12 protein-coding genes and 2 pseudogenes are annotated in these 11130 nt (G+C 46.6%); 3 read left to right on the forward strand and 11 right to left on the reverse strand.

What is annotated here, in order from left to right; all coding sequences use genetic code 11:
- The 4 genes and pseudogenes from V6C93_RS30755 to V6C93_RS30770 form a co-directional block, all read right to left on the reverse strand.
- A partial coding sequence (locus V6C93_RS30755) for a dolichyl-phosphate-mannose--protein mannosyltransferase (RefSeq protein WP_333480486.1) occupies positions 1–1413 on the reverse strand: 1413 nt, incomplete at its 3' end.
- Positions 1414–1586: 173 nt separating this feature from the next.
- Positions 1587–1865 (reverse strand): hypothetical protein, encoded by a 279-nt coding sequence (locus tag V6C93_RS30760; protein ID WP_333480487.1) that lies wholly within the window; start codon positions 1863–1865, stop codon positions 1587–1589.
- 126 nt (positions 1866–1991) lie between these two features.
- Positions 1992–2384 (reverse strand): annotated as a pseudogene (locus V6C93_RS30765) (hypothetical protein); the annotation flags it as partial.
- A 248-nt stretch (positions 2385–2632) separates the two neighbouring features.
- Entirely contained in the window at positions 2633–4099 is a 1467-nt protein-coding gene (locus V6C93_RS30770; protein WP_333480489.1) for an ankyrin repeat domain-containing protein, read from the reverse strand.
- A gap of 165 nt (positions 4100–4264) precedes the next feature.
- On the opposite strand from V6C93_RS30770, the gene V6C93_RS30775 reads away from it, so the two are divergent.
- Positions 4265–4735, forward strand: a complete 471-nt coding sequence (locus tag V6C93_RS30775) for a DUF4079 domain-containing protein (RefSeq protein WP_333480490.1) — start codon at positions 4265–4267, stop codon at positions 4733–4735.
- 344 nt (positions 4736–5079) lie between these two features.
- On the opposite strand, the gene V6C93_RS30780 is transcribed toward V6C93_RS30775, so the two are convergent.
- Positions 5080–5790: a DUF1997 domain-containing protein gene (locus tag V6C93_RS30780; RefSeq protein ID WP_333480491.1), complete on the reverse strand. Its 711-nt coding sequence runs from the start codon at positions 5788–5790 to the stop codon at positions 5080–5082.
- Between the two features lie 222 nt (positions 5791–6012).
- Here V6C93_RS30780 and V6C93_RS30785 point away from each other — a divergent pair, with 222 nt between their 5' ends.
- Together V6C93_RS30785 and V6C93_RS30790 are read left to right on the forward strand one after the other, a co-directional pair.
- Positions 6013–6672 carry an SDR family oxidoreductase gene (locus V6C93_RS30785; RefSeq protein WP_333480492.1) on the forward strand — a complete coding sequence of 220 codons (660 nt, stop codon included), beginning with the start codon at positions 6013–6015 and terminating at the stop codon, positions 6670–6672.
- Between the two features lie 191 nt (positions 6673–6863).
- Positions 6864–7451, forward strand: a complete 588-nt coding sequence (locus V6C93_RS30790; protein WP_333480493.1) for a glycoside hydrolase family protein — start codon at positions 6864–6866, stop codon at positions 7449–7451.
- 18 nt (positions 7452–7469) lie between these two features.
- On the opposite strand, the gene V6C93_RS30795 is transcribed toward V6C93_RS30790, so the two are convergent.
- The 6 genes and pseudogenes from V6C93_RS30795 to V6C93_RS30820 all read right to left on the reverse strand — a co-directional run.
- A complete protein-coding gene (locus V6C93_RS30795; RefSeq protein WP_333480494.1) occupies positions 7470–9275 on the reverse strand; it encodes a GAF domain-containing sensor histidine kinase in 1806 nt (601 codons plus the stop codon).
- Positions 9276–9589: 314 nt separating this feature from the next.
- A complete protein-coding gene (locus V6C93_RS30800; protein ID WP_333480495.1) occupies positions 9590–9766 on the reverse strand; it encodes a DUF4351 domain-containing protein in 177 nt (58 codons plus the stop codon).
- Positions 9747–10064, reverse strand: a complete 318-nt coding sequence (locus tag V6C93_RS30805; protein WP_333480496.1) for a transcriptional regulator — start codon at positions 10062–10064, stop codon at positions 9747–9749. Before V6C93_RS30805 ends, V6C93_RS30800 begins: the two co-directional genes overlap by 20 nt.
- Positions 10033–10380, reverse strand: a complete 348-nt coding sequence (locus V6C93_RS30810) for a type II toxin-antitoxin system RelE/ParE family toxin (protein WP_333480497.1) — start codon at positions 10378–10380, stop codon at positions 10033–10035. Before V6C93_RS30810 ends, V6C93_RS30805 begins: the two co-directional genes overlap by 32 nt.
- A gap of 48 nt (positions 10381–10428) precedes the next feature.
- Positions 10429–10608, reverse strand: a complete 180-nt coding sequence (locus tag V6C93_RS30815) for a hypothetical protein (RefSeq protein ID WP_333480498.1) — start codon at positions 10606–10608, stop codon at positions 10429–10431.
- Positions 10609–10668: 60 nt separating this feature from the next.
- Positions 10669–11130 (reverse strand): annotated as a pseudogene (locus tag V6C93_RS30820) (dynamin family protein); the annotation flags it as partial.

Here is an 11130-nt window from a genome sequence, read left to right on the forward strand (position 1 = left end):
CGTGACCCCCACCATTCGCAGGAAAAGGTCATAACCTTGGAGACATCTATCTACAATCCATGCCAGAGCCAGGAAGGCAAAAACAGAAGCTCCCATGTAGTGGTAAACAAAAGTACAGCGCGTTACTCTTGCCCAAGGTAATAAGTTAGCGACATAGTTTGCAATCAAATAAAGTGGAATCCAGAACTCCGCTAGTTGAACAACAGGAATAGTCTGATTGGCGGTTGTCCCAGATACTGTTACCCAAGTTCGGATTCTGAAAATCAAGCTCGAGAGTATAACAACAATTGCGATCGCAGATAGCCACCACAACACTGGATTCCCCATACCGTGTACATCATAGTAAATAATTTTTGGCGGATTCTGCTGGGTGGGGAAAAATAAAGGTGAACTTGGCGGTGGAGCTTCGTCAACTTTCTGGAAATAATACCCCATAGGACGAAGCATCAGAGGCCAAGTGTACCAGGCAGAGCAATAAGGATGTTCCTGTGGACTACTGCCAACATGTTGGTGGTAACTGAGTATTTGCCTTTGCAAGTCCCAAAAGCCTGGTTTTGGATAAAGCAGCAAGTGAGGAATCCAAAGCAGACCATAGACTACAGCAGGGATAATACATAAGTTCAAAATAATCTGTAGAAAGTTAAGTTGTGTTAAATTTTGCAACGGTGTCGGAGTACCAATCGAATTGTCAAAATCTTTAGCATGTAAAGGTTTTTTTGGCAATGAATCAGCCGCTAAAAATCGAGGAAATTTTAGCGATCGCATAACCCAAGCAACCATCAAAATTAGATAAATACCCAATAAAAACCAGAGGCCATTCCACTTAACAGACACCGAAGCTCCAAAACAAATACCAGAAAGAGCCAACCAAAACTCACGCCGCTTTTGCTGATGCTTCAGTGCTAAGAGTAAACACCATTGACCCAACAGCCCAAAGATGACCAAATAGACGTTATTCAGGGCATAGCGGGACTCAACTAGAAATAGACCATCAACAGCCACAAACAGACTTGCGATAAACGCATAGCTGCGACGGTGACTCAGCTGATAAGCAATTCCCCCCACCACAAGGGGAATTAGGGAACCCGTAAGGGCGTTCAGCCATCGATAACTAAAGCTCGTTAGCTGAGACCCGGTTAAAGTGTTTACCGTCTCCTTCCCAAAGGGAAAGTGACGACCCAGCCAGATGCCAATAGCAATTAAATATTTACTTAGAGGCGGATGACCATCAAAAAAGGGAGTGTGGGTTAGATAGTTGTTGGCAAACTTAGCATAGTAAACTTCATCAAACACGAGGATATTGGGCTGGCTCAGTCCCCAAAAACGCAAAAATACCGACAGGAAAAATAGGCTCGCCATTCCCATCCAGAAGCAAGCAAACGACTTCCTGGAAGACTTGGTAGATACAGTCATACGCTCATGTGCATTAAAGTTGCATTCAGCAAGGGCTGAAGTCCTTACTACACGCAGGATGCTTTGGAAAAATGAATGACGATTAGCTTATCATTAATCACCTATTAGTCAGTGAGTTTGGCAGTCAGTGGTTAGTTGACTTATAACCAATAACCAATCATCTTGAAAAAATTTCACCGTCGTGTCCCCCGGTTGATCAGACCCAGTATGGCGGCAAAGATTGCAGAGCCGATGATTGACCAAATAATCGGAAACGACCGACCTCCCAGGTTGAGAGAAAAGAAGACAGGGAGGTGAAATTCACGAGCCACCCAAATTCCAATGTACGCACCAATAACCCCGACGACAATCGAGGCAAGGAGGCCACCTGTCGAGTAGCCAACTAACACCTGCCCCAGGCTGCCACAGATAGCTGCAATCAGCAGCAACAGTAGAATCTCTATCAGTGTCATGAGTACCCCCAGCAGTGATATAAAGTCACTGATATATTCGCATACCTGAGCACTGAATCCTCATCGGTGTTCCTCCTTGTCCCATGCTCAGAACGGATAGGTTATTTCTGCCAATCTGGTCTAGGTCTAAGCCTCCAAAGAACGCGCCATCCTGATGGTGTCTGGCAACACACCAACCAAAAGTGCCAGTGCTTCATCTGGGAGTTGAGCTATTGTTTCAGCGTCAAAGTAGTATTCAAACTGAGTGAGAATCTGCTGAGCGCGTTTCACAGGCACTGGATTGTCTGTAATTTGTTTGGTCAATCGAATCCACTGCCGCCGCAGCGCATAAGCCCGCTGTCGCTCTTCAGGAGATTCAGGACGAATCAAGGAAAAATTGCCCAATGGCAGTGCTAGCTTACAATCACGATCAACGAATCCTCCTACCGCCGCGCCTGGGCCTGCAAATTCTGCATGATAACGTTTATAAAGAATTAAACCATTGCGACGCCGACTATTGACCACTAGCAGGTCATGACTATCAATTGGAATTGGCTCCATAGGTCGATTACTTAACCAAAGCTCATTAATTTGACTAAAACTCCCCCGAAGTAGGAGGTCTGCGCCTTGGTGGTTTTGGAGGAGGGCTCGAACCAGAGGTCTCAGTACAGAGCATCTCTAAGTTAAGAGATGATTGAGTCAGAAAATGATACCAAATTATTAGATTATCAGGTATTTAGAGACCTAGGCTCTTTTACTGGCTCATAATAACAGTCAGCTATTTTTAGCTACTCTTGTGCTCCAGCTACTTTGAGACATTTCACTACTTCCGGATGACCATTGAACTCTGCAAGCATCAAAGCGGTATAGCCACCCTGATTCTTCATATTGACATCTGCACCAGCATCTAGAAGCATTTGCACCGCTGCTGTATAACCCCGATGAGCTGACCACATCAACGCGGTAGCACCAGCCTTATCCCGGTAATTTACTTGAGCACCAGCCTCCAATAGGTGCCCTATATTCGTGATGTCTCCCCGATTCGCTGCCTTCATCAAAAGTGTTTTCCCGTCAGCGCTGGTGATATTGGCATCTGCACCCGCCTCTAACAAAACTTTAACGGTTTGGGCGTGACCCTGAGATGCTGCCAGAGTAAGAGGTGTTTCACCCTGGTTTTTAGCATGAAAATCCGCTCCTTTTTGTACCAAAGCTGCCACAATCTCTGTGTAACCGTGTAAGGCTGCCAGGCTCAAAGGTGTATCGCCCAGATGATTTCTTGCCTCAATATCCGCCCCCGCTTGAAGCAGGATATCCACCACGGAAGGATGACCCTCCACAGCGGCAAGATGTAAAGCTGTTTCTTGGTCTTTGTTTCTGATATTGATGTCAGCCCCAGCGTTCAGTAAAGCTGTGACAACAAGGCGATGACTCCCCGCTGCTGCCGCCATCAACGCGGTTTCTCCTCTTTGGTTTTGGGCATTTACATCAGCACCCGCATTCAATAAAACTTGCACAACATCGGTGTGCCCTTGGTCGGCGGCTAATGTGAGAGCCGTTTCACCGTCTTGGTCTTGGGCATTGAGATTAGTCGCGGTGATTAACAGCTGGACAATCGGCAAATACCCTAGTTCAGCGGCCTGCATGAGAGGGGTTCTGCCATCTAGATTGGGGGCGTCTGCCCTGACTCCATGTTCTAACAAGACTTGTACTACCTGAGAGTGGCCTTCACTGGCGGCTAGGTTCAAGGCACCCTCACCAAGGGTGGCATCTGCACCCTTTTCTAGCAAGGCTTTTACCACTTCGGTATGGCCTTTCTGAGTGGCTAGGTTTAAGGCCGTATCATCATCTTTATCTTGGACATTGACATCAGCTCCCGCACCCAGCAAGATTTGGACTATCCGGAGATAACCTTTGTGGGCTGCCGCCATGAGTGCCGTGCTGCCATCATCGTTTTTGATATTGACATCCGCACCAGCGGCTACCAATGTTTGCACAACATCAACCCGCTCAGCGGCCGCTGCCAGCATTAAAGCCACCAGACCATAGCGTTTTCTGCGCTGGTTGGGATTGGCACCGGCTGCTAGCAACACACGTACTATTTCGGTGTAGCCGGAGTGGGCTGCAAACATTAATGCAGTGGTGCCATCGCGATCGCTAGTATCGAGATTAGCCCCCTGTGCCAAGATTGCTTTAAATTGAGCCAGTTCACCCCTTTGAGCCGCTTTTAGGAGTAAAACGTCTGTATTCGAGGTCATTTCTTCAGCCTCTTGAAGAGCGCATAGTCAACTTAGCGCCAAATCAGCTCTTTGAGAAGTCGCTTCTTGGAGAAGTGCGATTCAGAGCTAATCAGACTTTAGAGAAAATGACAGCTATGCTAAGTTAAGTTTTATCAAGATTCTTAAGCGGCTCTCTCAAATCCTATGAACCTGACTATTCCCGAATCCGTTAAAGTTTGGTCTCAATTCTTTCACCCCACTATCATGTGGGTCATACTGGCGCTCTCAATTTATGCTCTGTATTTGGGGATTCAAGTCCAACGTACTCGCTATGCTGACAGCGATCTCAAGAAAGAGCTGATTAAGGGACGATATAACGTTAAGCACTATCAAATTGGTTCAGTGCTGCTAGCCCTGATGGTTGTTGGCGCGATCGGGGGAATGGCAGTCACCTACATCAACAATGGCAAGCTATTTGTAGGGCCCCACTTACTCGCTGGTTTAGGCATGACAGCACTCATCGCCATGTCCGCCTCTCTCTCTCCTTTTATGCAGAAAGGGCAGAACTGGGCACGCTTCACCCACATTGCGCTAAATGTTGTCCTTTTGGGACTATTTGGCTGGCAAGCTATCACAGGTGTAGAAATTGTACAGCGGATTGTGAGCAAAATGTAACATTTTTGTTACTACTCATTTGATTAAGTCTGAACCAAGGTTGATACTGGGCAGGTTAGCAAGTTGACAGCTTCAATCAGTGACCAGTGATTCAGTTATCAGTGACCAGGAATTATTAGGGATTGAACCCCAATAATAATACCTACCACCTTTTTTAGGTGGGGGACTCTTACTCCCACCTTTCCGAAAAGCAGCGACCAACTCAACTGGTCACTGTTCACTGCGTAACTGTTCACTTGTTGATGTGCTCTAGCGCTCCAACCTAACGCTCGTAGGCTCCTACCGCTACGCTATAACCTTCAAACCTTCAACTTGCAACCTTCAACCCTTTGATCAGCGATCGCTCACCGCTTCTGGCTTTTTTTAGGCATGGCTATACCCAAGCTGGCGTGAAAGTCTTCCTGGACTTTGTGTGTCAAGCGCCGAGAAACCTGTCTCACCACTTGGCGCATTAAGCTATCGCCTGTGCTTTGAATCAAGGATTGGGGCAATTTTTGGATAAACCGAGGGAAGCGAATGCCAACCGTCAGATCAAGCTCCCACTCTATACGAGTGACGGCCTTGGGCAAGGCAGCCCCTTCCTGCTCCTTCTCTTGAAAATATTCGCTGGTTGGCACCTCGACAAAGGTTTGAGAAGCCTGGAAGTCAACCTCATATCCCGGAGCCACATAATTTGGGATGGGGACTGTCCGAATTCTGTAGACTTTATCCTCTTGAGGGAGCAGTTCTAAACCAATTTTTGGCTCTACCTCATAGCCAAACGACCCAAAGCGCCCAATGACCAAAGCGTAGGCATTCCGGTCAATCGGTTCGACCTTCATGGGGTGAGCGCAGCGGCTAAACCAATTCTGATGCACATCCAAATAGGCAGTGACTTGCTCAGCATCAGCATACAGTTCCATAAAGTCTTGAAAGTGGCTGTGAAAATGAGTGACTTCACTGGTTGAGTCAGGTACTTGTGTCACGAAACTATCAGCCTCTGCAAAACCTGATTGAGCATTTATTGGGGTGTGATCAACTTCAATCGGTTGATTATCAGCAAATTGTGAATACATACCTGCTCCACTAGCTTGGTTGACGATTGTCTATGTTAAACATTCCCACTTGCGGTACAAATTCTCACTTAGAGTTTCGTCAATTTACGGTAAAGATGAGTACACATTTATAAAGTTCATACAATTGAGGAGTTAGGGTTTACTGCCAAAGAGAGAATTTCTCGCTCACTTAGCATAGCCTGTGAATCTTGTAGTCAACCAGAGTAAATGACGGAGAGAGGAATGAAAGCATTTGTTGCCGGAGCTACAGGCGAGACAGGACGCCGAATTGTACAAGAATTGGTTAAGCGCAATATTCCGGTTCGGGCGCTGGTACGAAACTTGGAGACAGCGAAGGAAATTTTGCCTGCACAGGCAGAACTCATCGTGGGGGATGTGTTAAAGCCAGAGAGTCTCAGTGCTGCGATCGCAGATAGTACGGTTATCTTGTCAGCGACCGGTGCCAAACCCAGCTTCGATCCAACGGGGCCCTACAAAGTAGACTATGAGGGTACGAAAAATCTGGTAGACGTAGCCAAGACCAAAGGCATTGAACACTTTGTCATGGTCTCTTCTCTATGTGTATCCCAACTTTTCCATCCACTCAACCTGTTTTGGCTGATTTTGGTGTGGAAGAAGCAAGCGGAGGAATACCTGGAGAAAAGTGGCTTGAGTTATACGATCGTGCGGCCTGGGGGTCTAAAAAACGAAGATAACCCAGATCCCGTTGTCATGTCATCAGCAGATACCCTGTTTGATGGCAGTATCCCTCGGACGAAAGTGGCACAAGTTTGTGTTGAGGCACTGTCGCAACCGGAAGCAGGCAATAAAATTGTAGAAGTTGTTGCGAAGCCAGAGGTTCCCGATAAAACCTGGGATCAGCTATTTGCTGGGGTGGTCTGAGGGGGGAAATGACAAGCTTTCATCGGCTGGCAACAGTTACGCCTTTTTTTGATCAGCGTAAGGCGTATTCATTGGGGTGCATCTACCACCCTGGCACAAAGCCAAAAGCTTAAAATTCCAAAAAGAGATTTTTCTCCAGATTTGCCTTGAGGAATCTACTTGCTAAAATCAGTGCCTTAACGCTAGCAGTTATGCTGTTTGAGTTCTCTAAAGGCAATTGGGTACAGCGATTTTATCCTAAGTATCCAAAAAGTGTTTATGGGACGCCGCCCCTGGTGATGAAGGGGGGCGATCCCTACATTCGTGCCTTGATGCGAACGATCACGGCAAGTGAGGCGAATGACTCCCAACCTTATACACTCCTTTATGGGGGCGAACATGCCTGGGATTTGAGCCGTCATCCAAACCGCTGTGTCCCGATTGTGGCTGGCCCCAATCTGGGCAACTGTACAACGGCGGCGGGACGCTATCAGTTTATTAATACGACCTGGGATAAGATGGCAAAGCGCTATCATCCCCAACCTTTGGGTTTTTGGATTTGGCGAAACTATAGCTTTCAGCCGGAATATCAGGACGCTGTTGTTTACCGTTGGTTGAGTGACAAGGAAGCTTGGGGCGTCGATCTTTCTAAACAACTCCGCAAAGGACGAGTCAATGATGTGTTGCGTCGGCTGTCTGGGACATGGACGAGTCTGGGTTATGGGATAGAGACTAATTCGATGTCGGGGTACTTGCCCACGATTTATCAACGGATGCTGAAGGAGGAGTTGAAAAAATAAGCATGAAAAAAATCACCTTCACCTAACTCCTGGCGGGGCGTTTAAGGGCAGCGTCACGGTAAACGTTGTTCCCTCGCCGACTTTGCTGTTGATGGTAATGGAACCGCCATGTAGGTCAACGGCATTTTTGACGATAACTAAACCTAGACCTGTTCCAGGAATTCCCTCAACATTGACAGCTCGATGGAAGGCTTCAAATAAACGGAGTTGGTCTTCCTCAGGAATGCCAATGCCTTCATCTTGTATCTGGATTTCGATCTTGCTGTCCTGGCAAGTGAGAACCAATTGAATGGTGCTACTCACAGGAGAATACTTGATGGCGTTAGAGAGTAAGTTACTGACAATATACTGCAAAAGTTTTTTATCTAAATTAGCAGCCGTGTAAGAACTGAAATTGGATTCAATCTCACCTTCAGCACTTAAACCTTGAAGCGTAAAGATAATAGTATGTTCGCGACCAGAACCTTGTTGTAACTCTTCCACAAGCGAGCGGCAGAACTGAATTACATTCATGGGAGCAGGGTTAAACTCTAATTTTCTAGCTTCAGCTTTACCAACGAGTAGGACTTCATCCAACATTTGGGTCATGTGCTTGATGTTGGAATAAATGCGATTGTAGTGTACTTGTTTCTTCTCTTCAGTCCACTTGTGGTTGTAATGCTCTATTAGCTCCGTAGACCCCATGATGGAAGTTAAAGGGGTGCGAAACTCATGGGATGCTATCGAAATAAAACGAGATTTGAGTTCGTTGAGTTCCCTTTCTTTTTTTAGAGTCTCCCGCAGTTCGTTTTCTGCTTGTTTCCGGTCAGTGATATTACGTATAATTGCCAATACTTCATTGCCGTTACTAATAGCAAATCGTGCTTCCCAATAGACCGTAGTTTCCTGCCAAGACCACTCTTCCTCTAAGATTTGAAGCTCACCCGTTTGTCTAGCTCGTTCCACACGGTCGAGAAATCGTTGAGCTAGGGGTGCTGGCAGAATCTCCTCTACTTTTTTGCCACGAAAGTCAGTTTCGTAGAGGGACAGCATACTTTCTTTTGAGCTTTTATAACCCACGACAACGCCATCCCGATTGATGCGAAACATTAAGTCGGGAATCGCATTGATAAGGGCTCGGTTGGTTGCGATGCTACTCCGCAGTGCTACTTCGGTACGCTTTTGCTGAATCACGGTTTGCTCTAATTTAGTGAGATTATACCGAAGCTCTAACTGGGCGATAACTTGCCGTCCCAAGACTTCGAGGGCAGTGAGTTGCTGGCTAGTCAGTTGGTGTGGAACTCGGTCAATGACGCAAAGGGTGCCAATGGGGCAGTAATTGGGCGTAACTAGGGGAACTCCTGCATAAAACCGGATATTTGGGTCTAACAAAACCAGTGGATTGGTGGCAAAGCGCTCGTCTTCTAAAGCATTGGGCACAATCAGGGGCTCGGAAGGAGAGAGAATCGCATGAGCGCAGAAGGCTAAATCCCTCGGTGTTTCTGTGGCATCTAGACCGACTTTGGACTTAAACCACTGCCGATTTTGATCGACCAAGCTGACTAGAGCAATGGGAGTGCCGCAAATCGCAGAGGCTAGTGTTGTCAGGTCGTCAAACGCTTGTTCTGGAGCGGTATCGAGAATTTGATAATCATAGAGTGCCTTCAGCCGCTCTAGTTCATTGGGTGGGAGCGGTGCTGGTTTGGCTTCTGGCGTGGGAAGCACAGGGACTGCTGAAGCCTGTTTCTGGAGGTTTTCCGGCTGGCGGTTGTCCTGAGAACGAGGAGAAAAGTAGCTCTTGAGTGCTTGCTGAGAGCGCTGGAGGATTTTAGTAATGGTGCCCAAAATCTTTTACCTATCATTAATTTAAAAGGACTGGAGTTGAGAGGTTGTTCTAGCTCAACTTCACAGCTGAACTCCAGAAACCGACGAAGGAAGCTCTAGTTCTTTCTCAATGAAAGGTCACACAAAAGACGTTTTGCAACCGTATATTTACGGAGCAGATTGTTTTTCTCTATCTTAGGAATTGCCAAAAAATAAGTTATCTAATCTTGTGGAATGGGCATCTTGCCGGCCTTTGCACAGGCATGACAGGCGAGACGCCTGTCCCACAAGAGGTAGCTGGATATTTTTTTATTTGGAAGTCCCTTCAATCCAATTCACGGTAAATGATTGGTGAATTGTGCGATCGCATCCACCCTCAGTGATATCTCTAGCAGTTCCTCTAGTTGATTGAGGTTGAGGGTTTGCAAGCGAGTCTCTACATCTTCTGGAACTGTCCCGAAGCGAAGGGTAAATTGCCTCGATGAACAGAGTTTAGTTTTCTTTGGGTACAAGCGCAACTCGAAAACCCAGTGCATCCAGTAGCTCTACTAAGGTGTAAATTTCTGCACCCCCGCTTTGTGTCAGTATCTTGTCGAGTTTCTCGTGGTGCTGTTTAGCTGACTCTGAGAGCTTATTACTTTCTGCATGAGCCTCAGCAACTTTTCTCAAGGCGTTGCGAAGCAATTCGGGTTCAGGGTCTTTTTCTTCTAAAAGAGCTTCAATATAGCCAGTCGCGTGTTCGGGGTCTTTGAGACATTCAATCAGAAACTCGCGGTAGCTATCGCTGGTCGGCATTTTCACGTTTTTCATAGTCTACCCAATACTCCTTAGCTCTACGAATGTCTTGTTCTTGGGTGCTTTTATTTCCACCGCAAAGGAGAAGCACGATTTTCGATCCGATTTGTCCAAAATAGACTCGGTAGCCGGGGCCATAGTTAATCCTTAATTCAAAGACACCTTCTCCCACTCCAGCGTAGTCTCCTAGATTGCCTAGCTCAACTCGCTCCAGCCTTGCATCAATTTTAAATTTGGCTTTGCTATCCCGCAGGGAATAATACCACTCTAAAAAAGGAATTCTGCCATCCGCTGTAATGTAACGCCGAATTTCCTTGGGTTGTGTTTCCATTATTCCACCCTAGCCCCTGAGCAGTTCAATAGTAGGGCTAATCGTGCTTTATATGCAGAGACAATGTAGAGGGATGCGATCGCGCCATGCTTGTTGGAGCGATCGGATTAAGGTGTTCATGGCAATGCGGTGGCGGTTGGTTTCCAAGGGTTCATCGTCGTCAAAGATTAAGTTAGTGGGAGGCATGGGGGGTTCCCAGTCCAAGATTTCTGTAGTCTTAGCTGACATCTTACGACCCTCCCGATTTTGGGTGATTTTATCTCCTATATTCAGGTTAAGCTGAGTTTGTTAGGCAGGGAGAATTGCTTCAATATTCTTCTGCACCTGTTTAAGTTCCTGACGCTGCTGGGCAATCCAAGCTTTTTCAGCCTGACGCTGTTCCTTTGTTTCTTTGTCAGCTTTCTCCTGCTGCTCTAGGGCGTTTTCATAACATGAGATGATCTGCTTGATGGCTTCATCAGCTAATTCCACTCGCTTATAAAAAATCGAGGCAATATTTTCAATAACCTTGTTAAAGGTTTCCTCTACAGATTCATTAAATTTCTCAAATACCAAATCATAGACCTTCTGTTTCACTTGAATATGAAGCTCATCTTCACTAGGACCGCCGAACAAAAATGACCCAATCGCAGCAGCAGCACCCCCAGCTAATAGCAATGGTACAAGCCCAAGTCCCGTGAATAGCAACAGTGCACCCACTGTTACTCCACCTGCACCAATACCTCCCATTACACTTATACCACCCTCCTG

It is taken from the genome of Allocoleopsis sp. (genome assembly GCF_036703385.1).
Classification (GTDB): Bacteria; Cyanobacteriota; Cyanobacteriia; order Cyanobacteriales; family Coleofasciculaceae; genus Allocoleopsis.

Excerpts from the sequence above, each read along its gene's own strand:
- V6C93_RS30760 (WP_333480487.1), bottom strand. The coding sequence starts at position 1,865 with ATGACACTGATAGAGATTCTACTGTTGCTGCTGATTGCAGCTATCTGT.
- V6C93_RS30770 (WP_333480489.1), bottom strand. The coding sequence starts at position 4,099 with ATGACCTCGAATACAGACGTTTTACTCCTAAAAGCGGCTCAAAGGGGT.
- V6C93_RS30775 (WP_333480490.1), top strand. The coding sequence starts at position 4,265 with ATGAACCTGACTATTCCCGAATCCGTTAAAGTTTGGTCTCAATTCTTT.
- V6C93_RS30780 (WP_333480491.1), bottom strand. The coding sequence starts at position 5,790 with ATGTATTCACAATTTGCTGATAATCAACCGATTGAAGTTGATCACACC.
- V6C93_RS30785 (WP_333480492.1), top strand. The coding sequence starts at position 6,013 with ATGAAAGCATTTGTTGCCGGAGCTACAGGCGAGACAGGACGCCGAATT.
- V6C93_RS30790 (WP_333480493.1), top strand. The coding sequence starts at position 6,864 with ATGCTGTTTGAGTTCTCTAAAGGCAATTGGGTACAGCGATTTTATCCT.
- V6C93_RS30805 (WP_333480496.1), bottom strand. The coding sequence starts at position 10,064 with ATGAAAAACGTGAAAATGCCGACCAGCGATAGCTACCGCGAGTTTCTG.
- V6C93_RS30810 (WP_333480497.1), bottom strand. The coding sequence starts at position 10,380 with ATGGAAACACAACCCAAGGAAATTCGGCGTTACATTACAGCGGATGGC.
- V6C93_RS30815 (WP_333480498.1), bottom strand. The coding sequence starts at position 10,608 with ATGTCAGCTAAGACTACAGAAATCTTGGACTGGGAACCCCCCATGCCT.